General features: G+C 69.3%; 22 protein-coding genes. 5 read left to right on the top strand and 17 right to left on the bottom strand.

What is annotated here, in order from left to right:
* Positions 1-2: 2 nt before the first annotated feature.
* Positions 3-2,591, top strand: coding sequence for a DEAD/DEAH box helicase (locus EPA99_RS16835; RefSeq protein WP_241688437.1), 2,589 nt, complete (start codon positions 3-5; stop codon positions 2,589-2,591).
* Entirely contained in the window at positions 2,581-3,261 is a 681-nt protein-coding gene (gene pdeM, locus EPA99_RS16830) for a ligase-associated DNA damage response endonuclease PdeM (protein WP_129472407.1), read from the top strand. Before EPA99_RS16835 ends, pdeM begins: the two co-directional genes overlap by 11 nt.
* Here pdeM and EPA99_RS16825 read toward each other — a convergent pair.
* The 8 genes from EPA99_RS16825 to rlmD all read right to left on the bottom strand — a co-directional run bounded on the left by EPA99_RS16825 (position 3,233) and on the right by rlmD (position 10,253).
* Positions 3,233-4,492: an FAD-dependent oxidoreductase gene (locus tag EPA99_RS16825; protein WP_129472406.1), complete on the bottom strand. Its 1,260-nt coding sequence runs from the start codon at positions 4,490-4,492 to the stop codon at positions 3,233-3,235. The genes pdeM and EPA99_RS16825 overlap by 29 nt on opposite strands.
* A gap of 324 nt (positions 4,493-4,816) precedes the next feature.
* The gene (locus tag EPA99_RS16820; RefSeq protein WP_129472425.1) at positions 4,817-5,023 is read right to left on the bottom strand and encodes a cold-shock protein; all 207 of its coding nucleotides are present in this window, start codon (positions 5,021-5,023) and stop codon (positions 4,817-4,819) included.
* Between the two features lie 90 nt (positions 5,024-5,113).
* The gene (locus EPA99_RS16815) at positions 5,114-5,860 is read right to left on the bottom strand and encodes an S-methyl-5'-thioinosine phosphorylase (protein WP_129472405.1); all 747 of its coding nucleotides are present in this window, start codon (positions 5,858-5,860) and stop codon (positions 5,114-5,116) included.
* Positions 5,857-6,417 carry a hypoxanthine-guanine phosphoribosyltransferase gene (locus EPA99_RS16810; RefSeq protein WP_129472404.1) on the bottom strand — a complete coding sequence of 187 codons (561 nt, stop codon included), beginning with the start codon at positions 6,415-6,417 and terminating at the stop codon, positions 5,857-5,859. Before EPA99_RS16810 ends, EPA99_RS16815 begins: the two co-directional genes overlap by 4 nt.
* Positions 6,417-7,439, bottom strand: a complete 1,023-nt coding sequence (nagZ, locus tag EPA99_RS16805) for a beta-N-acetylhexosaminidase (protein ID WP_129472403.1) — start codon at positions 7,437-7,439, stop codon at positions 6,417-6,419. Before nagZ ends, EPA99_RS16810 begins: the two co-directional genes overlap by 1 nt.
* Positions 7,440-7,581: 142 nt before the next feature.
* Positions 7,582-8,268, bottom strand: coding sequence for a DsbA family oxidoreductase (locus EPA99_RS16800; protein ID WP_129472402.1), 687 nt, complete (start codon positions 8,266-8,268; stop codon positions 7,582-7,584).
* A 38-nt stretch (positions 8,269-8,306) separates the two neighbouring features.
* On the bottom strand, positions 8,307-8,810 hold the full coding sequence (locus tag EPA99_RS16795; protein ID WP_129472401.1) for a CYTH domain-containing protein: 504 nt from the start codon (positions 8,808-8,810) through the stop codon (positions 8,307-8,309).
* A gap of 105 nt (positions 8,811-8,915) precedes the next feature.
* Complete coding sequence (rlmD, locus tag EPA99_RS16790; protein WP_129472400.1) at positions 8,916-10,253, bottom strand: 23S rRNA (uracil(1939)-C(5))-methyltransferase RlmD; 1,338 nt, start codon at positions 10,251-10,253, stop codon at positions 8,916-8,918.
* Between the two features lie 104 nt (positions 10,254-10,357).
* On the opposite strand from rlmD, the gene EPA99_RS16785 reads away from it, so the two are divergent.
* The gene (locus EPA99_RS16785; protein ID WP_164978684.1) at positions 10,358-11,062 is read left to right on the top strand and encodes a response regulator; all 705 of its coding nucleotides are present in this window, start codon (positions 10,358-10,360) and stop codon (positions 11,060-11,062) included.
* A 114-nt stretch (positions 11,063-11,176) separates the two neighbouring features.
* On the opposite strand, the gene recO is transcribed toward EPA99_RS16785, so the two are convergent.
* From recO to rpoE, 9 genes are all read right to left on the bottom strand, one after another.
* Positions 11,177-11,902: a DNA repair protein RecO gene (recO, locus tag EPA99_RS16780; RefSeq protein ID WP_129472398.1), complete on the bottom strand. Its 726-nt coding sequence runs from the start codon at positions 11,900-11,902 to the stop codon at positions 11,177-11,179.
* 108 nt (positions 11,903-12,010) lie between these two features.
* Complete coding sequence (gene era / locus EPA99_RS16775) at positions 12,011-12,919, bottom strand: GTPase Era (RefSeq protein ID WP_206733790.1); 909 nt, start codon at positions 12,917-12,919, stop codon at positions 12,011-12,013.
* Positions 12,920-12,927: 8 nt separating this feature from the next.
* Complete coding sequence (gene rnc / locus EPA99_RS16770) at positions 12,928-13,590, bottom strand: ribonuclease III (protein ID WP_129472396.1); 663 nt, start codon at positions 13,588-13,590, stop codon at positions 12,928-12,930.
* A gap of 8 nt (positions 13,591-13,598) precedes the next feature.
* Positions 13,599-13,985 carry a DUF4845 domain-containing protein gene (locus EPA99_RS16765; protein ID WP_129472395.1) on the bottom strand — a complete coding sequence of 129 codons (387 nt, stop codon included), beginning with the start codon at positions 13,983-13,985 and terminating at the stop codon, positions 13,599-13,601.
* 24 nt (positions 13,986-14,009) lie between these two features.
* Positions 14,010-14,804, bottom strand: coding sequence for a signal peptidase I (gene lepB / locus EPA99_RS16760; RefSeq protein WP_129472394.1), 795 nt, complete (start codon positions 14,802-14,804; stop codon positions 14,010-14,012).
* Positions 14,805-14,909: 105 nt separating this feature from the next.
* Entirely contained in the window at positions 14,910-16,703 is a 1,794-nt protein-coding gene (lepA, locus tag EPA99_RS16755; RefSeq protein WP_129472393.1) for a translation elongation factor 4, read from the bottom strand.
* Positions 16,704-16,826: 123 nt separating this feature from the next.
* Entirely contained in the window at positions 16,827-18,377 is a 1,551-nt protein-coding gene (locus tag EPA99_RS16750; RefSeq protein WP_129472392.1) for a DegQ family serine endoprotease, read from the bottom strand.
* A 102-nt stretch (positions 18,378-18,479) separates the two neighbouring features.
* On the bottom strand, positions 18,480-19,388 hold the full coding sequence (locus EPA99_RS16745; protein ID WP_129472391.1) for a sigma-E factor negative regulatory protein: 909 nt from the start codon (positions 19,386-19,388) through the stop codon (positions 18,480-18,482).
* Positions 19,385-20,005 (bottom strand): RNA polymerase sigma factor RpoE, encoded by a 621-nt coding sequence (gene rpoE / locus EPA99_RS16740; protein WP_129472424.1) that lies wholly within the window; start codon positions 20,003-20,005, stop codon positions 19,385-19,387. The genes EPA99_RS16745 and rpoE overlap by 4 nt, the downstream gene beginning before the upstream one ends.
* A 231-nt stretch (positions 20,006-20,236) precedes the next feature.
* Here rpoE and EPA99_RS16735 point away from each other — a divergent pair, with 231 nt between their 5' ends.
* Both EPA99_RS16735 and EPA99_RS18780 read left to right on the top strand, forming a co-directional pair.
* Positions 20,237-22,330: a 3-hydroxyacyl-CoA dehydrogenase NAD-binding domain-containing protein gene (locus tag EPA99_RS16735; protein WP_129472390.1), complete on the top strand. Its 2,094-nt coding sequence runs from the start codon at positions 20,237-20,239 to the stop codon at positions 22,328-22,330.
* Positions 22,331-22,406: 76 nt separating this feature from the next.
* Complete coding sequence (locus EPA99_RS18780) at positions 22,407-22,580, top strand: hypothetical protein (protein WP_164978683.1); 174 nt, start codon at positions 22,407-22,409, stop codon at positions 22,578-22,580.
* Positions 22,581-23,085: the final 505 nt, after the last annotated feature.

The following is a 23,085-nucleotide window of genomic DNA, read 5'->3' as shown; positions in this document are numbered from 1 at the left end:
CGATCGAAGCGCCCTTGCTGGACTGGTTCAAGGCACGCGGCTGGAAGGCCCTGCCGTTCCAGCGCGAGGTGTGGACGCATTATCTGGAAGGCCGCTCCGGCCTGCTGCACACGCCTACCGGAAGCGGCAAGACGCTGGCGGCCTTCGGTGGCCCGCTGCTGGAAGCGGTGCGCGCGCGCAGGGCATCGGCCACGCCGCTGAAGAAGAACCGCGTGCGCCCGCTGCAGGTGCTGTGGATCACCCCGCTCAAGGCGCTGGCTGCCGATACCACCCGCGCCTTGAGCGAAGCCATCGCCGGCGTCGGCCTGGACTGGCAGGTCGGACAGCGCACCGGCGATGCCAGCTCGCGCGACAAGCGGCTGGCGCGCGCGGGCAAGCTGGACGTGCTGGTGACCACCCCCGAGTCGCTGGCGCTGCTGCTGTCCTACCCAGACACCGCGCCGCAGCTCCGCGACATCCGTGCGGTCATCGTCGATGAGTGGCACGAGCTGCTGGCCAACAAGCGTGGCGTGCTGCTGCAGCTGTGCCTGGCGCGCCTGCGCAAGCTCACCCCCGGCCTGCGCACCTGGGGCCTGTCGGCCACGCTGGGCAATCTGGATGAGGCGGCGGGCGCGTTGATGCTGGTGGTGATGCCGGGACCGGGGACCGGGGACCGGGGACCCGGCGGTGAAGCAGAAGCAACAGCTGGCTCCATGGCGTCTACGGGCGCAGCAACCGCCTTCCCGGGTCCCCGGTCCCCGGTCCCCAGTCCCGGCACTCCAGTCCCCGGTCCCGGCTTCGCCCTGGTTTCCGGCGTGCGGCCGCGCACGCTCACCCTGGAGACGCTGCGGCCCAAGGCCGGCGAGCGCTTCCCCTGGTCCGGCCACCTGGGCCTGGCCCAGCTTTCGCGGGTGCTGGACAAGCTGCTGGCGGTCAAGACCAGCCTGGTGTTCACCAACACGCGCGCGCAGGCCGAGCTGTGGCATCAGGCGCTGGCCGCGGTGTGGCCCGAGGACCCGGCCACGCTGGCCCTGCACCACGGCTCGCTGAGTCCGCGGCTGCGCAACGAGGCCGAGCAAGGCCTGCGCGAGGGCACGCTGCGCTGCGTGGTGGCCACCTCCAGCCTGGACCTGGGCGTGGACTTTCCCGCGGTGGACCAGGTGCTGCAGATCGGCAGCCCCAAGGGCATCGCCCGGCTGCTGCAGCGCGCCGGCCGCGCGCGCCATCGGCCCGGCGAGGCCGGACACGTGGTCTGCGTGCCCACCCACGCGCTGGAACTGGTCGAATACGCCGCCGCGCGCCGCGCCATCGCCCGGGCCGAGATCGAACCGCGCCACGCCCCGCGCCTGTCGCTGGACGTGCTGGCCCAGCACTGCGTCACCCTGGCCCTGGGCGGCGGCTTCGCGCCCGAGGCGTTGCTGGCGGAAGTGCGCGGCACCCAGGCCTTCGCCGCGCTGGATGACGCCACCTGGCGCGCGGTGCTGGACTTCATCGAGCACGGCGGCAGCGCGCTGGAGCGCTATCCGGATTTCCACAAGGTGGTGCGCGACGCCGATGGCGTCTATCGCGTGCACGAGCGTCGGGTGGCCCTGCGCCACCGGCTGTCCATCGGCACCATCACCAGCGATGGCAGCGTGCAGGTCAAGTTTCTGCGCGGTGGCGGGCTGGGCTCGATCGAGGAACTGTTCGTGGGCCGCCTGCGCCGCGGCGACCGCTTCCAGTTCGCCGGGCGCCTGCTGGAACTGGTCCGCCTGGAAGACATGACCGCCTATGTGCGCGTGGCCAAGGGCGGCGACGGCACGGTCCCGAAGTGGATGGGCGGGCGCATGCCCCTGTCCTCGGAGCTGGGGCGCGAGGTCGAGGCCACCTTCGGCGGCGACCACCAGGACCCGGAGCTGCGCGCCATCGCCCCTTTGCTTGCGCTGCAGGAGCGCCTGTCCGCCTTGCCCGCACCGGGCACGCTGCTGTGCGAACAGGTCAAGGCGCGCGATGGCCAGCATCTGTTCCTGTATCCCTTCGCCGGCCGCCAGGTGCACGAAGGCCTGGCCGCGCTGCTGGCGCTGCGCTGGGGCCGGCTGCGCGCAAACACCTTCGCCTTCGCCGCCAACGACTATGGCCTGGTGCTCTCGCCGGCCAACCAGGCCGAGCTGGACCAGGCCGGCCTGCACGCCCTGCTCTCGCCCGCGCAGCTGGTCGAGGACCTGACCGCCAGCCTCAACCTGGGCGAGCTGGCGCGGCGCCAGTTTCGCGAGATCGCGCGCGTATCCGGCCTGTTGCCGCCCTCGCTGCCGGGCAAGACCCCGCGCAGCATGCGCCAGCTGCAGGCCTCCAGCGGGCTGCTGTTCGATGTGCTGAGCCGGCACGATCCGGACCACCTGCTGCTGCACCAGGCCCAGCGCGAGGTTTTCACCGGCGCCCTCGAACTGGACCGGCTGGCCGCCACCCTGCGCGATTGCGCGCAGCGGTCGCTGGCCATGCACCGGCCCCGCAGCCTGACCCCGCTGTCCTTCCCGCTATGGGCCGAGAGCCTGCGCGGGCAGCTCAGCACCGAGGACTGGAAGACCCGCGTGCAGCGCGCGGCGCAGCAGCTGGAAAAGAAACATGGGCGTTGAGCTGGACCTGGTCATCGCCGGCGAACCGATGCGCGCCCTGGGCGATCGCGCCCTGTACTGGCCGGCGCGGCGGCGGCTGCTGATCGCCGACCTGCACCTGGGCAAGGGCGATGTGTTCCGCCGCGCCGGCATCGCCCTGCCCAGCGGCGGCACCCTGCACGACCTGCAGCGGCTGAGCGCGCTCATCGAACATACCCAGGCGCAGTCGCTGTGGATCCTGGGCGATGTGCTGCATGGCCCGGCGCCGGATGCGGCCTGGCGTGGCCAGCTGCAGCAATGGCGGCAGCGGCAAGGCGCGCTGGAGATCGCCGCGCTGGCCGGCAACCACGACCGCGCTCTGGTCGGTGCCGACCTGGGCTTGAAGCTGTTGCCAGACGAGCTCGCCGACGGCCCCTTCCTGCTGCGCCATGCGCCGGCCACCCACGCCAGCCTGCACGTCCTGTGCGGTCACGTGCACCCGCAGTTCAAGCAGCCCGGCACCACGCGTCGCTGGCCGGCGTTCTGGCTGCGCCCCGGCGTCACGGTGCTGCCGGCGTTCTCGCAGTTCACCGCCGGGGTCACGCCCGAACTGCAACGCGGCGAGCAGCTGATCGCCTGCGTGGAGGGAGAGGCCATCGCCCTGCCGGTGATGATGCCCGGAGTCAGGACGTCGGCGAATCGGGGCCGGTGATGCGCGCGCTGTCGATGGCCTCCAGGAACGCGGGCGCCAGCGGCCAACGCCCGAAGTAGCCGCGCTGGGTGCCGCTCAACACGCGCAACATATGGCCGCGGCCGCCCGGCAGGCGCCCCATCGGCAGGAACGCCACGTCGCGCAGGCGCGCGGCCGTGTCGCGCTCGGACTGGAACAAGGGCGTCAGCCAGCGGCTCCAGAAGTGGTAGATCGCCACATGCGCGCTGCGCTCGCGCTGGTAGCGCGCCAGCGCAGTGGGCACCTCGCGTTCGGCGCGCAACGCATCGCGCAGGGCCATCGCATCCAGCAGCGCCATGTTCACACCCTGCCCCAGCTGCGGGCTCATCGCGTGGGCGGCGTCGCCCAGCAGGACCAGACGGTCGCGGTGCCAGTGGCGCATGACCGCATCGCGATAGCCAGCGCGTGCCAGCTGCGTGCTCGCCTGCACCTGCTGCAGAGGCGCCTCCAGGGCCGGCCACAGCGCGATGACCTCCTCCCGCCAAGCCTGCAGGCCGGCGTATTCCCATCGGGCAAAGCCTTCGGCCGGCAGGCTCCAAAAGAAGCTCACCCGCGGCGTGTCCTCGCCCGGGCGCGTGCCCACCGGCAGCATGCCGATCATCTTGCGCGCGGCCACGTAGCGTTGGCGCAGCTCGTCTGGCCAGGCCCAGTCGCCCTGCGGCAACAGGCACCACAGCGCGCCCCATGGGTATGGCGTGTCGATCCGCACCCCGCCGGTGGCCGCGCGCAGCGCCGAAGCCGAGCCATCCGCGGCGATCACCAGATCGAAGGGGCCATGCCAGCGCCCCGTGTCATCCCGGACTTTCCGCGTGTCCTGGCCGATCTGCACGATCCGCGTGCCGCAGTGCACGCCGCCGAACCCTTCCCAGGCATGGGCCAGCAGCGAGAACAGCGCGCCACGCTGCATGCCCAGCCCGAACAGCCGCCGGTCCAGCGGCGCGTAGCGCATGTCCATGACGGTGCGACCGCACGGCGTCTGGCCGAACAGCCGGTGGATGCGTCGCCCGTGGGCCAAGGCCTGCGGCAGCAGGCCCATCTCCCACAGCACCTGCAATCCGGTGGGCTGCAGCAGGAAGCCGGCCCCGACCGGCCCCAGTTCCGGTGCGCGCTCGAACACCTCGACCCGGTGGCCATCGCTCGCCAGCAGCGCGGCGGCGGCCTGCCCGGCCGTGCCGTAGCCGACGATGGCCACGTGCAGGGGCGTCCGTTGCATGTTCACTCCCTTGGACCTTGATGAAAGTGGGTCTTCTCTCAATGAGAACAGCGGCGAGGAAGTCCGAGACCATCAGTTGGCGAGCCTGGCCCCGAGTCGGGTGTGGCGGACAGCGGGCCAGGACGGCCCGCGGCGGCGAGTCGGCCACGCAGGGCTGACCGAGCCGAGCAGCCATGCCCGGCTTGGCGCCGGGCGGGTTGGCGGAGTCGGCTTTTCGCGGCCACCGAAGGCTCCATCGGGAAGTCTTCACCGTCCTGCACTTGGGCGTAAGCCCACAAAAAACCCCGCCGGGGGGCGGGGTTCTCAGCGCAGAAAAACCTGGAATCAGGTGACCGGCGTAATGTTCGAAGCCTGGGCGCCCTTCGGGCCCTGCGTGACTTCATAGCTCACGCGCTGGCCTTCCTGCAGGCTGCGGAAGCCCTTCGAGTTGATCGCCGAGAAGTGCGCGAACACATCAGCGCTGCCATCTTCCGGAGCGATGAAACCAAACCCCTTGGCGTCGTTGAACCATTTGACAGTACCGTACGGCATAACTTTCCTGTTCCCCAGGTTGTGTGCATTGGTGGGTGGTGCGGACATGCCGCGTGCCCGAGTATGCAAAAGACTTGCCTGTCTTGACAATTACCCGCGGGCCAGTTCGCCGATCAGCTCGGGCAGGCCGGCCGAGGCGGCCTTCACGTTGGCCAGCACCTCGGCCATGGTGATCTCCTCCCCGGTGCCGCACCCGGCCGCCCAGTTGGCGACGATGCCCAGGCACACGTAGTCCAGCCCCAGCTCGCGCGCCAGCCCGGCCTCGGGCATGCCGGTCATGCCGACCAGGTCGCAGCCGTCGCGGCGCATGCGCGCGATCTCGGCCTTGGTTTCCAGGCGCGGGCCCTGGGTGGCGCCGTAGCAACCGCCATCGACCACCCGGGTGCCGGTGACCTTCGCCGCGGCCAGCAGCTTGTGCCGCAGCATCGGCGTGTAGGGGTCGCCGAAATCCACGTGCAGCACTTCGCTGCCAGGCTCCTCGCTCAGGGTGGAAATGCGCCCCCAGGTGTAGTCGATCAGCTGGTCCGGACAGGCCAGCACGCGCGGGCCGAAGTCCTCGGTGATGCCGCCGACCGTGTTCAGCGCCAGCACGCGGGTGGCACCAATCTGCTTCAGCGCGGCCAGGTTGGCGCGGTAGTTGATCTTGTGCGGCGGCAGCGAGTGGCCTTCGCCATGGCGCGCCAGGAAGGCCACGCGGTGGCCCAGCAGCGTGCCCACGCGCACCGGTCCGGACGGGTCGCCGTAAGGCGTGGTGACCGCGCGGGTCTCCACCTCGTCCAGCGTGGCCAGCCCGTATACGCCGGTGCCGCCGATCACCGCCAGGGAGATCGCCGTCACTTGGCTTCCTTCATCGCATAGATCGCCGGAATGTTGCGCAGGCGCTCGCCCACATCCATGCCGAAGCCGAACACATAGCGGTCCGGCACGGTGACGCCGGTGTAGTCCGCGCGCACGCCTTCGATGGCGCGGTCGTGCTGCTTGACCGTCAGCGCGGCGATGCGCACGTCGGTGGCGCCCTGCTCCAGGCACCACTGGCGCACGGCCTGCAGGGTCAGGCCCTCGTCGAGGATGTCATCGGCCAGGATCACGCGCCGGCCGAACAGCGCCGAGGTCGGGCGGTGCTTCCACACCAGCTCGCCGCCGCTGGTCTCGCCGCGGTAGCGGGTGGCATGCATGTAGTCGAACTGCACGTCCTGCCCGCGCGCGCCGAGCTCCAGCGCCAGCTGGCCGGCAAAGGGCAGCGCACCGTTCAAGATGGTGATGAACACCGGCACTTCGCCCTGGTAGTCGGCGGCGATCTCGGCGGCCATGCGGCCGATGGCGGCATCGATCGTGGCGCGATCGACCAGCAGATCGGCCTGGGCCAGCGCCTGGGGGATGGAAAGGTTCGACATCAGGTGGGGATTCCAAGCGGTTGAATGAGACGGGTCTGGGTGCTGTCGTAGCGTTGGTCGGCCAGCAGTCCATCCCAGCCGAGTGCGCCGCGCCCGATCAATCCGAGCAAGGCGGCAGTATTGAGCCGGCGGCCGGTGACGGCCTGCAGGGCGTCCTCGACCAGCTCCGGATGGCAGACCAGCACCACGTCGCAGCCGGCGTCCAGGTGCGCATCGACGCGCGATTTCACGCCACCGGCCGCGTGCGCGGCGGCCATGCCGATGTCATCGGAGAACACCACGCCGCGGAAACCAAAGCCGCCCTCGGACGCACTGCCCCGCAGGATCTCGTTGATCCAGCGCGGCGAGTAGCCAGCCGGCTCCGGCGCCACGGCCGGATACTTCACGTGGGCCAGCATGACCGCATCGGCGCCCGCCTCGATGCCGGCGGCGAAGGGCACCAGGTCCTCGGCGCGCAGCACCTCCAGCGGACGCGGGTCCACCGCCTCATCGAAGTGCGTGTCCTCGCGCACGGTGCCGTGGCCGGGGAAATGCTTGAGCGTGGCGGCCATGCCCACGCTGTGCAGGCCGCGCACGTAGGCGCGGGTGAACTCGGCCACGACCTGCGGATCGTCGCTGAAGGCGCGATCGCCGATGGCGCGGTTGCCGCGTGCCAGATCGACCACCGGCGCGAAGCTCAGGTCCACGCCACTGGCCTGGACCTCGCTGGCCATCAGCCAGGCGTGTTCTTCGGCCAGGGCCAGGGCGCCCGCGCGGTCGCGCGCATACAGGGCGCCGAACTCGCCCAGCGGCGGCAACGCGCTGTAACCCTCACGGAAGCGCTGCACCCGTCCGCCTTCCTGGTCCACGCAGATCAGCTGCGGCAGGCGCGCGGCCTGGCGGATCGCCGCCGACAGCTCACCCACCTGCGCGCGCGAGGCGAAATTGCGCTTGAACAGGATCACGCCCGCCACCGCATCGTGCTGCAGCCACTCGCGCTCTTGGGCGGTCAGTTCGGTCCCGGCAACGCCGATCACCAGCATGGAGGTCTCCTGGAAGGCGCGTACGGCACCTGCGGCCGCGCATTGTCGCAGAAGCGGCCTGAAGCTTCAGAACCCGTACGCGCATCTGTTGCCGCCCAGCGCCCTGGCCGCGGCCGAGCTGACCTGCACCGCCAGCGCTGACTCAGACCGGGCAGCCGTCCGGCCCGCAGGCGTGTTCCCCGGACGCATCGGCGCCACGCTCGGCCGCGATCTGCCGCAGGATCTGCGCGAGCTGCTCCGGCGGCTGGGCGCCCTGCACGGCATAACGCCCGTCGATGACGAAGGTCGGCACGGCGCTGATGCCCATCGCCCGCGCCTGCTCCAAATCGGCCTGGACCTCGGCACGGCCCTCGTCGGAGTCCAGCAGCGCGCGGATGCGTGCCTGCGCCAGGCCGCCGGCGGCGCCGGCCTGCACCAACGTGGCCGGGTCGGCCAGGTTGCGTCCCTGCGCGAAGTGCGCCTGGAACAAAGCCTCGCCCACGGCATCGGCCACGCCCTCGCGCGCGGCCAGCCACATCAGCCGATGCGCCGGCAGCGTGGTCACCCGGACCTGGCCGCGGTCGAAATCCATCGGCAACCCCTCGCCCTGCGCGGTGGCCTGGGTCTGCGCCAGCAGCTGCCCCGCCCGCTCGGCGCCGCCGAACTTGACGGCCAGCGCCTCACGCAAGGGCACGGGCTGCTCGCCCGCTTCCGGGTCCAGTTGGTAGGCATGCCAGTGCACTTCCACGGCGGGTGCCGCATCGCCCAGCAACTGCAGCGCACGCTGGAAGCGGTGCTTGCCGATCCAGCACCAGGGGCAGACCACGTCGGACCAGATATCGATTCTCATGACGCCTGCATGGTGGCGGCCGGTGCCGGGCACAAGGCTCAGCCGCGTTCGGCCGCGCTCCAGCGCGCGTAGGGGTGCGATGCCAGGGCCAGGTTGTAGTAGCGGCCCTCGTCGGTGACCTCCGCGCCAGCCCACTCGGGCTTCTCGAAGGCCTCGTCGGCCGCACCCAGCTCCACCTCGGCCACCACCAGCCCGGCGTTGTCGCCGAGGAACTCATCCACCTCCCACAGGTGCGCGCCGACCGTGACCAGGTGGCGGCGCTTGTCCACCAGCCCGCCCACGCACAGCGCCAGCAGCGCCCGTGCGTCCTCCACCGGCACCGGGTACTCGAACTCCTGCCGGGTATGGCCCATCTGGCGCGACTTGATGTTGAGGAAGGCCGTTTCGCCCTGCAGGCGCACACGCACCGAAGCCTTCTGCGTGCCGGCCTCCACCGCGCCGACATCGTTGAGATAGCCCTGCGCCATCGGAATCACTGCATGGGCGGCCGCGCGCCAGGCATCGCCGGTGACCAGGAATTTGCGTTCGATTTCGATGGCCATGGGGGAGTTGAGGAGTGAGTGGAGAGGAGTGAGGAGTGAGGGGGTGGGAGCAACGAGGAGCGAGGAACGAGGAACGAGGAACGAGGAACGAGAGAGCTTGGCTTCTCAGCGTTCGAACAGGGCGATGCTCTCCACGTGTGCGGTGTGGGGGAACATGTCCATCGCGCCGGCGGCCCGGAGCTTGAAGCCGTGTTCGTTGACCAGGTAGCCGGCATCGCGTGCCAGCGAGCCCGGATGGCAGCTGACATAGACGATGCGGCTGAACTGCTTCAGCGGAAGCTGCTGCAGCACATCGATGGCGCCGGAACGGGGCGGATCCAGCAGCAGCTTGTCGAAGCCCTGCTTCATCCATTCGGCCTGGCGCTGGTCCTGGGTCAGGTCGGCGGCGAAGAACTGCGCATTGCCCAGGCCGTTGCGCGCGGCGTTGTCCCTGGCGCGCGCCACCAGGCCGGCCTCGCCCTCCACGCCCACCACTTCGCGCACGCCGCGCGCCAGCGGCAGGGTGAAGTTGCCCAGGCCGCAGAACAGGTCCAGCACCCGGTCCTGCGGCTGGGCATCCAGCAGCGCCAGGGCGTGGGCGATCATCTTCTGGTTGAGCGAGGCATTGACCTGGATGAAGTCCAGCGGCCGGAAGGCCAGTTCCACGTCCCACTGCGGCAGCCGGAAGGACAGCGGCACCTCGGCCGGCCACAGCGGGTGGACGCTTTCCAGGCCGCCAGGCTGCAGGAAGATCGCAAAATCGTGCGCCTGCGCGAAGGCGGTCAAGGCCTGGCGGTCGTGCTCGGACAGCGGCTGCAGGTGGCGGAAGGTCAGCGCCACGGTGTCGTCGCCGGCGATGAACTCGATCTGCGGGATGTCGCGCTTGGCGTCCAGGCCCTCCACCAGCGCGGCCAGCGCCTGGATCCTGTTGCCGATCTGCGGGATCACGGTATGGCAGACCGACAGGTCGGCCACGAACCGGGGGTCGAGCTCGCGGAAACCCACCAGCGTCTTGTCCTTCTTCATCACCCGCCGCACGGAGAAACGCCCCTTGCGGCGATAGCCCCAGTTCTGGCCCACCAGCGGTTCCAGCATGCGCTCGGGCGCGACATGGCCGATGCGCTCCAGGTTCTCCATCAGCACCCGCTGCTTGGCCAGGATCTGCTGGTCTTCCTCCAGGTGCTGCAGCACGCAGCCGGCGCAAACGCCGAAGTGCGGGCAGCGCGGGGTCACGCGGTGCGGCGAGGCCTGCAGCACCTCGGTGGTGCGGGCCTCGTCGAAGTGGCGGTTGTGGGCGGTGGGTTCTGCAATGACCGTTTCGCCCGGCAAGGCGCCGCTGACGAAGGTGACCTTGCCGTCGACCTCGCCGCTGGCGCGGCGGGCCACGCCACGGCCATCGTGGCTCAGGTCGGTGATGGAGGCCTGGAAAGGCGTGCGGTCGAATCGATTGCGGTGACGGGCCACGTGGCGAAGGGCTGCGCGATTGGGCCGCCTATTGTCGCAGATGGCTCGATTCGGGCGCGGACCGCGTTAACATCCCCGGACATCACACCGCTGGGATGCTCGGGATGACGGTACGAATCCTGTTGGTCGAGGACGACCCCATCAGCCGCCAGTTTCTGTGTCACGCGCTGGACGCCCTGCCCGCCGAGGTCGTATGCGCGCAGACCCAGGCCGAGGCCTTGCGCGCGGCCGGGCCCTTCGGCCTGTACCTGATCGATGCCAACCTGCCCGACGGCAGCGGCAGTGCCCTGCTAGAACAGCTACGCGCCGGGGCCCCGGAGGTCCCGGCCCTGGCGCACACCGCGGACGACTCGGCGGCCTTGCACAGCGGCCTGTGCAAGGCCGGCTTCGCCGGCGTGGTGCGCAAGCCCATCCAGGCCGAGGCCTTGCGCGACGTGGTGCGCCAGGCCATGGGCATGCCCACCCATGCGCAGGCACCGCTGCCGCTGCACACCTGCAGCGAAGGCGCGCCGGACTGGGACGACGAGGCGGCGCTGAAGGCCCTGGGCGGAAACCCGGCGAACCTGGCCACCCTGCGCGGGATGTTCCTGGGCGAGCTGGCCCTGCAGCGCGATGGCGTGCTGGCCGCGCTGCGCGCGGGCGATACCGCCGGGGCGCATTCGCAACTGCATCGGCTCAAGGCCAGCTGCGGCTTCGTCGGCGCCGCACGCCTGCGCCTGGCCGCCGAACAGCTGGACCAGGCCCTGCCCGGCGACGCGGCGCTGCCGGCCTTCGAGGAGGCCTGCAGGACGGTGCTGGCCTCGCGCTGAGCCGAGCCGTTGGTGCGCGCAGGACCCGACCTGCCCGGTGCCTTGCAGGACCGTGCCGGCCTCGCACTGGGGCCAGGCCCCTACAGCGTCCCGGCGCGACGGATCCGGATCGGCTCAGCGGGCGGGCGGCCGCAGCTGGGCGGCCATGTCCCAGGATTTCAGGCCGCGCGGGCCCAAGTGATGGGACAACACCGCGCGCAGCGCCAGGCGCAGGCTGCCCAGGTCCTCCGCCGTTGGCAGCGTGTCGGCGGCCAGCGACAACAAGGCGCGTCCGGTGGCCGCACCGCGGCGGTCGGCCGCCCCGCGGTCCAGCACCAGCCGGCGCGGGCCATGCTCGGGCTCCAGCACGTAGCGCGCCGCCGGATCGATCGGCTCGCCCTGGCCATCGTTGTCCAGATCGAAGCCCAGTCCCATGGCCTGCAGCAGATCGCGTTCGAAGCGGCGCAAGGTCCAGGACAGCGATTCGGCGCCCGCCAACCGCGCGCGCACCTGCGCGTAGGCCTGGAACAGCTCGGGCGCCGGATCCTGCCGCTGCGCCAGGCGCAGGACCAGCTCGTTGACGTAGAACGCCGATAGCGCCGCATCGCCCGACAAGCGCGGCGCGGTGTCCAGCGCCTCGGCCGACACCAGCCGCGCCAGTTCACCCCGCTGCATCGCTTCGAAGCGCAGGGCCTGCAGCGGCTGCAGGGCCGCGCGCAGCACATGCCGCTTGGGCCCCTGCACCCCGCGCGCCACCACCCCGATCCGCCCGTGCCCGGCCGTCAGCAACTCCACCTGCAGGCTGGTCTCACGCCAGGGCCGCGTGTGCAGGACGAAGGCCAGGTCGGCGATGAGGGACATGATGCTAGGAACGAGTGGAGAGGAACGAGGAACGAGTGAGAACAGGCGCCGGTACGGAATCGGACCTCGTCACTCGTTCCTCGTTCCTCTTCACTCGTTTCTCCGCCCCTACTCGTATCCGAACGCCTTCAACGCCGTCTCGTCATCCGACCAGCCCTCGCGCACGCGCACCCAGGTCTCCAGGAACACCTTGCGGCCGAACAGGTGCTCCATCTGCTGGCGCGCCTTGCTACCGATGTCCTTCAGGCGGGTGCCGCCCTTGCCGATGACGATGGCCTTCTGGGTCTCGCGCTCGACCCAGATCACCGCGCCGATGCGCAGCATCTGGCCGTCTTCGGTGAAGCGCTCGATCTCGGTGGTGGTCGCATACGGCAGCTCGGCACCGAGCTGGCGCATCAGCTGCTCGCGCACCAGCTCGGCGGCCAGGAAGCGCTCGCTGCGGTCGGTGATCTCGTCCTCGCCGAACATCGGCGGTTGCTCCGGCAACTGGGCGAGGATGTCGCGCACCAGCGCCTCCAGGCCGTTGCGCTTCATCGCCGAGATCGGATGCACGGCGGCAAAGTCGCGCCCCTCGCTGACCTTGGCCAGGAACGGCAACAACTCGGCCTTATTCTTGAGCCGGTCGACCTTGTTGATCACCAGCACCACCGGGATGCCGGCATCGCTGAGCACGTTGAACGCCAGGGTGTCCTCCTCGTCCCAGCGTCCGGCCTCGATCACCAGCAGGCCCGCGTCCACGCCTTCCAGCGCGCCGCGCGCGGCCCGGTTCATGACCCGGCTCATCGCCGAGGCGGAGAACTTGGACTGCTGCCGGTGCAGGCCCGGCGTATCGACCAGCACGATCTGGCCTTCGGGGAAGGTCGCGATGCCGAGCAGGCGGTGGCGGGTGGTCTGCGGCCGGCTGGAGACGATGCTGACCTTGGCGCCCACCAGCGCGTTGGTCAGGGTCGACTTGCCCACGTTGGGGCGGCCGATGACGGCGACACTGCCGCTGCGTTGAGGGGTGGAATCGGTCACGGCGTTACTCATTTCTTCGGGACGATGGCCTGCAGCACGCAGGCGGCGGCGGCCTGTTCGGCGATCCGGCGGGAACTGCCCTCGCCGTCGCAGGCCATCTCGGGGTCGGTCAGCGTACAGCGGACCTGGAAGTGGCGGGCGTGTTCCTCGCCGCTTTCCGAGACCAGCTCATACACCGGCAAAGGCTTCTGCCGGGCCTGCAGCCACTCCTGCAGCCGGGTCTTGGCGTCCTTTTCCGGCTTGCCGACCGGCAGCGCGGCCAGGGCCTGCTCGAACCAGGGCAGCACGCGGGCGCGGCAGGCCTCGAAGCCGGCATCCAGGTAGATGGCCGCCACCACCGCTTCCAGCGCATCGGCCAGGATCGAGTCGCGGCGGTGGCCGCCGGATTTCATCTCGCCCGGGCCCATGGTCAGGCGCGCGCCCAGCTCCAGTTCGCGGGCAATGGTGGCCAGGGCGGCCTCGCGCACCAGCTCGGCGCGGGCGCGGGTCAGGGCGCCTTCGTCGGCCTTGGGCCAACGCTGGAACAGCACCTCGGCGATCAACAGGTTGACCACGCCGTCTCCCAGGAATTCCAGGCGCTCGTTGTGCGGCGCCCCGGCGCTGCGATGCGTCAGCGCCTGGGACAGCAGGGCCGGTTCGGCGAACCGGTGGCCGATCCGGTCCACCCCCATCGCGTCGGCTATTGGCCCGTGGCGCGCAGCGTCAACGCCTTCTCGGCGTCGAACTTGCCCACCACGTCGAGGTTGGCGATCAGATCGCGTCGGACCTCGTACTTGACTGTCATCTTCCAGCCGCCGTCCATCCGCTCGACCTTGACGTTGGAAGGCTTGATGTTGTCCGCGCTGTCCACGTCCATGCGCTTGAAGAACAGATCCTGGATCTTGGACGGGTCCATGTCCGCCACGCCGGGCTCTTTGGACAAGCCGTTCAGCGCGGTTTTCACCGCGTAGAACTCGATGTACATCGGGACCAGCTTCATGCCCACATATGCAAAGAAGCCCACCACCGCCAGCACGAGCACGAAGCTCGTCAAGGTCAGGCCCTGCTGCTTGTCACGCTTGTTCATTCCCCGACTCCCCGATTGGTCAGATCAATTGATCGCCGTCCCGATCCGGGAGGCGTTGAACCCATCCTTGCAGAACCAGCCCTCGCAGTTCAGCCAGATGAGAAATGCCTTGCCCCGCAGGTTCTCTTCCGGCAGGAAATGCTGCACCGGCCACAGGCGGCTGTCCTCGCTATTATCGCGATTGTCGCCCATGACGAAATAGTGGCCGGCAGGCACCGTCCATTCGCCCTCGCCCGAGACCCTGTTCATGTCCTCGTAGACCAGGTGCTGGCGGCCCGGCAGGTCCTCCATCAGCAGGTCCACACCGTTGCTGCCGTAGGGAATGCCGCGACCGTTGTAGGTGCCCATCGGCTGGTACCTCACTTCCTGGCCGTTGAGATACAGGGTGTTGCCGCGGAAGGCCACGGTATCGCCCGGCAGGCCGATGACGCGCTTGATCCAGTTGTTCTCGGGGTCGTGCGGCGGCTTGAACACCACCACGTCGCCGCGCTTGGGCTCGCCCAGCGGCACGAACTTGGCGTTGTTGATGGGCAGGCGCAGGCCGTAGGAGAACTTGTTGACCAGGATGAAGTCGCCGATCAGCAGGTTGGGCATCATCGAGGCCGAGGGAATCTTGTAGGGCTCGGCCACGAAGCTGCGCAACACCAGCACCAGCGCCAGCACCGGGAAGAACGCCTTGGAGTAGTCCACCAGCACCGGCTCTTCGGCCAGCAGTTCGCTGCGCTGGGCCCGGCGCCTGGCCAGGAACAGCTTGTCCGCCAGCCAGATCGCGCCGGTCAGCAGGGTGAGCACCACCAGGATTGTTTCGAACCAGACCATTGCCTTTCCTCAACTCGCAAGCCCCGCGGCCATCGCGACTTGCACAGAACAAGGGCGGGCCATCCGACCCGCCCCCTGGGGAACACCGGCGCGCCGGTGCGTGGATTACTTGCTGTCGACCTGCAGCACGGCGAGGAAGGCCTCCTGCGGAATCTCCACGCGGCCTACCTGCTTCATGCGCTTCTTGCCTTCCTTCTGCTTCTCCAACAGCTTCTTCTTGCGCGAGATGTCGCCACCATAGCACTTGGCCAGCACGTTCTTGCGCATGGCCTTGACCGTGGAACGGGCGATGATCTGCGCGCCGACGGCGGCCTGGATGGCCACGTCGAACATCTGCCGCGGGATCAGGTCCTTCATCTTCTCGCACAGCTCGCGGCCGCGGCGGTCGGCCTGGCTGCGGTGCACGATCAGGCTCAGCGCGTCGACCTTGTCGCCGTTGATCAGCGTATCCAGGCGCACGAACGGACCGGCCTGGAAACGCAGGAAGGCGTAGTCCAGCGAGGCATAGCCGCGGCTGACCGACTTGAGCTTGTCGAAGAAGTCCAGCACCACCTCGGCCATCGGCAGCTCGTAGCTGATCTGCACCTGGCTGGCCATGTACTGGATGCCGATCTGCACGCCGCGCTTTTCCTCGCACAGCTTGATGATGTTGCCGATGTAGGCCTCGGGCGTGAGGATGTTGGCGCGGATGATGGGCTCGCGCACCTCCTCGATCAGGTTGGCCTGCGGCAGCTTGGCCGGGTTGTCCAGGGTCACCACATTGCCGTCGGTGCGCAGCACCTCGTAGATCACCGTAGGCGCGGTGCCGATCAGGTCCAGGTCGTATTCGCGCTCCAGGCGCTCCTGCACGATCTCCATGTGCAGCATGCCCAGAAAGCCGCAGCGGAAACCGAAGCCCATGGCCTCCGAGCTTTCCGGCTCGAAACGCAATGCCGCATCGTTCAGGCGCAGCTTCTCCAGCGCCTCGCGCAGGGCCGGATAGTCCTCGGCGTTGACCGGGAACAGGCCGGAGAACACGCGCGGCTGCATCTCCTGGAAGCCAGGCAGCGGCGCCGGCGCCGGGTCCGAGGCCAGGGTCAGGGTGTCGCCGACCGGGGCGCCGTGGACGTCCTTGATCGACGCGTTGATCCAGCCCACCTCGCCGGCGCGCAGCGCCTTGGTCTTGGTGCGCTTGGGGGTGAAGATGCCGACATCGTCGACCTTGTGCTTGCGCCCGGTGGTCATGACCAGGATGTCGTCGCCATCCTTGATCTCGCCCTGCATCACCCGCACCAGCATGACCACGCCCAGGTAGTTGTCGAACCAGGAGTCGATGATCAGCGCCTGCAGCTTGTCGGTGTCGCGCGGAGACGGCGGCGGAATGCGCTGGACGATGGCCTCCAGCACCTCCTGCACGTTCAGGCCGGTCTTGGCCGACACCGCCACCGCATCGGTGGCGTCGATGCCGATCACCGCCTCGATCTCGCCCTTGGCGCGCTCGATATCGGCCGTGGGCAGGTCGATCTTGTTGAGCACCGGCACCACTTCCAGGCCCTGCTCCACCGCGGTGTAGCAGTTGGCCACCGACTGGGCCTCCACGCCCTGGGCCGCATCGACCACCAGCAACGCGCCTTCGCAGGCGGCCAGCGAGCGGCTGACTTCGTAGGAGAAGTCCACATGCCCGGGGGTGTCGATGAAGTTCAGGTAGTAGGTCTGGCCGTCGCGCGCGGTGTACGGCAGCGACACGGACTGGGCCTTGATGGTGATGCCGCGCTCGCGCTCGATCGGATTGTTGTCGAGCACCTGCGCTTCCATCTCGCGTTCGGTCAGGCCGCCGCACAGCTGGATGATGCGATCGGCCAGGGTCGACTTGCCGTGGTCGACATGCGCGATGATGGAGAAGTTGCGGATATTCCGCATGGAATCAGGAACTTGGGGCTGCATGGGCGGCGATGGGGCCGTCGGTAAGGTCAACGCGCCATTATCGCACGCCTGCCCCGCGCCGGCCGGGTTTGCGGCCGGCGCGGGGATCTGGAGGCCAAATCAGTCCTTGCCGCCCACCGTGACCGCCACGAACTGGTTGCCGCCGCCCTGCGGCGAGCGCGCCAGCAGCATCACCACATCGCCCTTCTTGTAGCCGGCCGTGGCCTTGCGGAACTCGGCCACGCTGCCGACCGGGGTGCGCCCGACCTGCAGCACGATGATGCCAGGCTGCAGCTGCGGCGAATCGGCCGCCACCTCGTCGCTGACGCCGGTGATGCGCACGCCCTCACCGGCCTTCAAGCCCAGGCGCTGGCGCGTGGCCGCATCGATCTCGCCGACCTGCAGGCCGATCTGGTTGGTCGCGGCCGCCGGCGCGTCCTCGTCCGCGGCGCTGTCCTGCTCATCGCCCGCGGCTCCGGCCGCCTTGGGGTCCAGCTCGCTCAGCGTGACCTTGATATCGCGCGGCTTGCCATCGCGAATGATGCTCAGGGTGACCGTGGTGCCGGCCGGGGTCGGCCCTACCAGCGGCGGCAGTTCCTCGTAGCTGTGGATCTTCTGGCCGTTGAAGGCGGTGATGAAGTCGCCCGGCTGGATCCCGGCCTTGGCCGAACCGCTACCGGCTTCCACGTCGGCCACCAGCGCGCCATCGGTGGATGGCAGCTTCAGGCCCTTGGCCTGGGTCTCATCGATGGGCTGCATGCGCACGCCCAGCATCGAGCGGCTCACGCGCCCGTTCTTCTTGATCTGGTCGGCCGCGCTGACCGCCAGGTCGATCGGGATGGCGAAGCTGATGCCCATGTAGCCGCCGGACATGGAGAAGATCTGCGAATTGATGCCGACCACTTCGCCGGCGGTGTTCAGCAGCGGGCCGCCGGAATTGCCCTGGTTGATGGCCACGTCGGTCTGGATGAAGCGCACGTACTGCTGGCCGGCCATCGGGTTGCTGCGCCCGGTGGCGCTGACGATGCCGGCAGTCACCGAATGGTCCAGCCCCAGCGGCGAGCCGATGGCCACGGCCCACTGGCCCGGCTTGACCGTGCTGGAGTTGCCCAGGCGCAGCGACGGCAGGTTGCTGGCGTCGATCTTGAGCAAGGCCACGTCGTACATCTCGTCGCTGCCCACGACCTTGGCCTTGAACTCGCGGCGGTCGGACAGCTTCACCGTCACCGTGTCGGCGCCGTCGACCACGTGATGGTTGGTCAGCACATAGCCATCGGGCGAAATGATGAAGCCGCTGCCCAGGGAGGTGCCCTCGCGCGAACGCGGCGACGGGCCCTGCCCGTCCGGCATGCCCGGCATTTCAAAGCCCGGGCCGAAGAAGCGGCGGAACAGCTCCTCGGCCTGCGCGTTGCCACCGCCCCGCCCGCGGCCGGGCTGCGGCTTGGAAGACACCTTGGCCTCGATGTTCACCACCCCAGGGCCGACCTGCTCCACCAGCTTGGTGAAATCCGGCAGGCCGGTGACGATCTGCGGCGCGGAACTCTGCGCAATGGAAGCCACCGCGGCTGGCGTGGCGCTGGCCGCGGCCTCGGAATGCTGTTGCGCGCAGGCAGCCAGCGGAACGGTCAGGGCGGCCAGGGCCAGCAGGCGGTTTCGGACAGGATGGGTCATCGAATACATGCCTCGAAGCAGGAGAACGGAAGGGAATGTCCGCAGGCATCGCCTGCGGCGGCACGACACGCGAACGAAATCAGCCGAGCCTGGGCGGCTGCCTCAAGGCGTGGCATCCGCAGCCGGCGCACTGGCCGACGTGGCCGGGGCCTGGCGCAACTGCGGCTCGAACGGATAGAAGCCAGCGCTGCCACCGCCATAGCTCGCGGCGTAGGGGCTGTTGGCATATTGCGGCAGCACCGAACGCGGCCAGGGGCGCGCGGCGGGCTCGCCCATGCCGCCCAGGAACGGGTCGCGCTTGGCGATGGCCTCCTCGGTGGACAGGCGATGCAGCGAAGGCAGCGCCACCGGCGCGTTGGCCGTGGCCAGCTGCGGCGCGTCCGCGCGTTGCTGCGCGGCGCGGGCGACCTGCTGGGTGCGCGTGGCGCTGCCACGACGCTCGCCGCGGGCCTGGCGCGGCGCCACGCTGGCCACGGCCAGACCGGCCGCGGCAGCGCTCGAGGCCGCCTGGGCCGACGGACCATAAGGCGATGAGTCGTTCGCGGGCAGGTCGATCGGCTGGCTGTCCGACGCATCGGCCACCGTCGCCACCGCGGGTGCGGCCGGCGCCGGGTCCACCGCAGCCAGCGTTTCGGTCCCGGCCGGAGCGGCGCCGGGCGCATCGGGGACCTGGCGTGCCACCAGCAGGGCGATCAATGCGACCGACGCGGCCAGGGCGCCGCCGCCCCAGCGCAGCAGCCCACGACCGCCGCGGCCAGCCTGGCGGCCCGCAGGCGCAACCGCCTCCTGCGCAACCGCCGCGGCCACGCGGGCGGCGAAATCGACGGGCGCGGCGTGCGTGGCCTGGCCACGCAACACGTCGCCGCAGAGCTGCCAACGTTCCAGGCAGCCCTTGAGCTCGTCATCGTGCTGCAGGCGTCGCAACAGGAAGCGCGCCTGGTCAGGCGCCAGTTCGCCATCGATCAGCTCGGAAAGCTGCTGGCCGTAGTGTTGTACGAGTTTGTCTGTCATATGCGGGAACGCTCGCGAGTGGCGCTTGCGGTATCAAGCAGGGGACGGAGTTCGGCATCGATCGCCTCGCGGGCGCGGTAGATCCGCGAACGCACGGTGCCGATGGGGCAATCCATCTTCTGCGCGATTTCCTCATAGCTCAGTCCCTCCACCTCGCGCAGGGTGATGGCGGACCTCAGTTCCTCCGGCAGCCGCTCGACCGCGCGCATCACCGTGTTCTCCAGCTCCTGGCGCATGAGTTCGCGCTCGGGCGTATCGGTGTCGCGCAGGCGCGTGCCGCCATCGAACTGCTCGGCTTCGCTGGCATCGATGTCGTCCGTGGGCGGACGGCGGTTGTGGGCAACCAGGTGATTCTTTGCGGTGTTCACGGCGATCCGGTGCAGCCAGGTATAGAACTGGGCGTCGCCGCGGAAGCTTCCGATCGCGCGGTAGGCGCGAATAAAGGCCTCCTGGGCCACGTCCTGCGATTCGCTCCAATCGTGCACGTAGCGCCCGACCAGGGTGACGACCCGATGCTGGTACTTGCGTACCAGGACATCGAAGGCCGAGCTGTCCCCGCCTTGCACGCGCTTGACCAGATCAAGATCCAGCTCCTGTGGTGTTTCGTCTCCGGCCATGCCGGGCTGCACTCCTGTCAGCTCGGCGATGAAGCCGTGCCTTGTGACCGCCTGCGCGGCAAAAAGTTCAAAGGGGGATGCCAGGAGTTCAGTCCTGCCATGGCCGACCCGGCTCGAACCGCTATTGGGGATGCGACCGGCAGCCCCATTCCCCATATGCGGATTTGACGCGGGCCAAACAAGCTCACGATCATAACGACCTTGTCCATACGTGAACGGATGGTTGCTTCGATGACGGCGAGCTTCGACGGGCTGCGATTCAGCCATTGGAAAACGGCCCAGCGTGAGGACGGCGTGGTCGTGCTGTCGCTGGACCGGGCCGAGGCCTCGGTCAATGCGTTCTCGCAGGATGTGCTGATCGAACTGGGCGAGCTGATCGAGCGCCTGGCCATCGACCCGCCCAAGGGGGTGGTGATCGCCTCGGCCAAGCCCAGCGGCTTCATCGCCGGGGCCGATCTGAAGGAGTTCCAGGAATTCGACCGCCGCGGCACGGTGAACGATGCCATCCGCCGTGGCCAGGCCACGTTCCAGAAGCTAGCGGAACTGCCCTGCCCCACGGTGGCGGCCATCCATGGCTTCTGCATGGGCGGCGGCACCGAGATCTCCCTGGCCTGCCGCTACCGGGTCGCCTCGAACGATGCCTCTACCCGGATCGGCCTGCCGGAAACCAAGCTGGGCATCTTCCCGGGCTGGGGCGGCAGTGCCCGCTTGCCGCGCCTGATCGGCGCGCCGGCGGCCATGGACCTGATGCTGACCGGCCGCGCGGTGTCCGCCTCGGCCGCGCGCGCGATGGGCCTGGTGGACAAGGTCGTGGACAAGGCGGTGCTGGTGGATACCGCCGCCGCACTGGCGCTGCGCGGCAGCAAGCGCCCGCTCAAGCAGCGCCTGACCGGCTGGGCCACCAACACCTGGCCGGCGCGCAAGCTGCTGGCGCCGCAGATGGCCAAGCAGGTCGCGCGCAAGGCGCGCAAGGACCAGTACCCGGCGCCCTACGCCCTTATCAACACCTGGGAGCGCAGCGGCGGCAAGGGCATCAAAGGCCGCCTGGACGCCGAACGCCGCGGCGTGGTCAAGCTGGCCGGCACGCCGACCGCGCGCAACCTGATCCGCATCTTCTTCCTGACCGAACGCCTGAAGGCCCTGGGCGGCAAGGACGCGGGCGGCACCTCAGCGCCTGCGATCCAGCACGTACACGTCATCGGTGCAGGGGTGATGGGCGGCGACATCGCCGCTTGGTCGGCCTACAAGGGCTTTACCGTGACCCTGCAGGACCGCGAGCAGCGCTACATCGATCCAGCGATGACTCGCGCCCAGGCCTTGTTCGACAAGCGCGTGAAGGACCCGGCCAAGCGCCCGGCCGTGGCCGCGCGCCTGAAGGCCGATCTGTCCGGCGAAGGCGTGACCAGCGCCGACCTGGTGATCGAGGCCATCATCGAGAATCCCGAAGCCAAGCGCGCCCTGTACGAGAGCATCGAGCCGCGCCTGAAACCCGACGCATTGCTGACCACCAACACCTCCTCGATTCCGCTGGTGGAGCTGCGCGAACACCTGCAGCGCCCGGCGCAGTTCGCCGGCCTGCACTACTTCAACCCGGTGGCGCAGATGCCGCTGGTGGAAATCGTCCAGCACGATGGCCTCGATCCGGCCAACGTGCAGCGCCTGGCGGCCTTCTGCAAGGCGCTGGACAAGTTCCCGGTGCCGGTGGCCGGCACCCCTGGCTTCCTGGTCAACCGGGTGCTGTTCCCGTACATGCTGGAGGCAGCCACGGCCTACGCCGAGGGCATCCCCGGGCCGGTACTGGACAAGGCGGCGGTGAAGTTCGGCATGCCGATGGGACCGATCGAACTGATCGATACCGTCGGCCTGGATGTAGCCGCTGGCGTCGGCAAGGAGCTTGCTCCCTTCCTCGGCTTGCAGATCCCGCAGGCCCTGCAGGCGGTGGAACCGGACAAGCGCGGCAAGAAGGACGGCCAGGGCCTGTACAAGTGGGAACAGACCGAGCGCGGCAGCAAGGCGGTCAAGCCGGAAGTTCCCAAAGACTACCAGGCACCGGCCGACCTGGAAGACCGCCTGATCCTGCCGCTGTTGAACGAGGCGGTGGCCTGCCTGCACGAAGGCACGGTGGCCGATGCGGACCTGCTGGATGCCGGAGTGATCTTCGGTACCGGCTTCGCACCCTTCCGTGGCGGCCCGATCCAGCACATCCGCGCCACCGGCGCCGACGTGCTTGTGGAAAAGCTCAAGGTGCTGCAGGCGCGCTACGGCGATCGCTTCGCCCCGCGTCCGGGTTGGGACAACCCGGTGTTGCGCGAGCCGGTGGCCTGACCACCGACACTGGCGCTGCGCCCGATCCTGTCGGATCGGGCATCATGTCGCCCACCCGAGACTGACAGATCCTGCAATGTTCAATCTTTCCGCGCCCTCCGCGGGCACCTACTTCCTCGCCTTCCTGCTCGGCGGCCTCGGGGTCGCCGCGCGCCTGCACTACATCCCTGCGCTGGTGCCCTACGCGTTCTGGCTGGTCTGCGCCGGCCTGGTCGTGCTGCTGCTGGGCAATCTGCTCAAGAGTCTTTAGACAGCAGCGTGGCGGTGATGAAACGCCGGGCAATGCCCGGCTTTTTCTTTTCGCGGTTCATGAGGATCGCGGTGCGGTATGCGCCCATCACGACCTCGGAAGAACCGCGGTCGGCCGGCGGCCGGTAGCCGCTCTTCCCTCCATCAGCGCAACCTGCCCCGTCGTGAGGCGCTCAGCTCTTGCTTCGCCTCCGCGACTACCGGCGGCCGAACCGCTGCCGCGCGCTTCAGGATCATCGGCTTTGGGTTGAAGACCTCCGGATCCTCCAGTTACCGGGCCTGGCCCTGAGTCGGGTATGGCGGAAAGCGGGCCATGGATGGCCCGCGGCGGCGAGTCAGCCATGGATGGCTGACCGAGCCGAGCAGCCATGCCCGGCTCAGGGCCAGGCTGCTTGGCGAAGTCGGCTTTTCGCGCCCGCATTCTGGCCGAGCACTTGTCCTCGCCCTGCAGGTCGCACGTGCAGGGCCTGCGCTCCATGGCGTCGGAGAGGCAGCGATCCGGCGGT

The sequence above is a fragment of the Pseudoxanthomonas composti genome, from assembly GCF_004122095.1.
Taxonomy (GTDB): Bacteria; Pseudomonadota; Gammaproteobacteria; order Xanthomonadales; family Xanthomonadaceae; genus Pseudoxanthomonas_A; species Pseudoxanthomonas_A composti.
The sequence above is the reverse complement of the archived record's forward strand: the minus strand, read 5'-3'. Positions and strand labels throughout refer to the sequence as shown.

Bases quoted from the DNA above. Each gene is read 5' to 3' on its own strand.
- pdeM (WP_129472407.1), top strand. From the start codon at position 2,581: ATGGGCGTTGAGCTGGACCTGGTCATCGCCGGCGAACCGATGCGCGCC.
- EPA99_RS16825 (WP_129472406.1), bottom strand. From the start codon at position 4,492: ATGCAACGGACGCCCCTGCACGTGGCCATCGTCGGCTACGGCACGGCC.
- EPA99_RS16820 (WP_129472425.1), bottom strand. From the start codon at position 5,023: ATGCCGTACGGTACTGTCAAATGGTTCAACGACGCCAAGGGGTTTGGT.
- EPA99_RS16810 (WP_129472404.1), bottom strand. From the start codon at position 6,417: ATGTCGAACCTTTCCATCCCCCAGGCGCTGGCCCAGGCCGATCTGCTG.
- nagZ (WP_129472403.1), bottom strand. From the start codon at position 7,439: ATGCTGGTGATCGGCGTTGCCGGGACCGAACTGACCGCCCAAGAGCGC.
- EPA99_RS16800 (WP_129472402.1), bottom strand. From the start codon at position 8,268: ATGAGAATCGATATCTGGTCCGACGTGGTCTGCCCCTGGTGCTGGATC.
- EPA99_RS16795 (WP_129472401.1), bottom strand. From the start codon at position 8,810: ATGGCCATCGAAATCGAACGCAAATTCCTGGTCACCGGCGATGCCTGG.
- EPA99_RS16785 (WP_164978684.1), top strand. From the start codon at position 10,358: ATGACGGTACGAATCCTGTTGGTCGAGGACGACCCCATCAGCCGCCAG.
- recO (WP_129472398.1), bottom strand. From the start codon at position 11,902: ATGTCCCTCATCGCCGACCTGGCCTTCGTCCTGCACACGCGGCCCTGG.
- rnc (WP_129472396.1), bottom strand. From the start codon at position 13,590: ATGGGGGTGGACCGGATCGGCCACCGGTTCGCCGAACCGGCCCTGCTG.
- EPA99_RS16765 (WP_129472395.1), bottom strand. From the start codon at position 13,985: ATGAACAAGCGTGACAAGCAGCAGGGCCTGACCTTGACGAGCTTCGTG.
- lepB (WP_129472394.1), bottom strand. From the start codon at position 14,804: ATGGTCTGGTTCGAAACAATCCTGGTGGTGCTCACCCTGCTGACCGGC.
- lepA (WP_129472393.1), bottom strand. From the start codon at position 16,703: ATGCGGAATATCCGCAACTTCTCCATCATCGCGCATGTCGACCACGGC.
- EPA99_RS16750 (WP_129472392.1), bottom strand. From the start codon at position 18,377: ATGACCCATCCTGTCCGAAACCGCCTGCTGGCCCTGGCCGCCCTGACC.
- EPA99_RS16745 (WP_129472391.1), bottom strand. From the start codon at position 19,388: ATGACAGACAAACTCGTACAACACTACGGCCAGCAGCTTTCCGAGCTG.
- rpoE (WP_129472424.1), bottom strand. From the start codon at position 20,005: ATGGCCGGAGACGAAACACCACAGGAGCTGGATCTTGATCTGGTCAAG.
- EPA99_RS16735 (WP_129472390.1), top strand. From the start codon at position 20,237: ATGACGGCGAGCTTCGACGGGCTGCGATTCAGCCATTGGAAAACGGCC.
- EPA99_RS18780 (WP_164978683.1), top strand. From the start codon at position 22,407: ATGTTCAATCTTTCCGCGCCCTCCGCGGGCACCTACTTCCTCGCCTTC.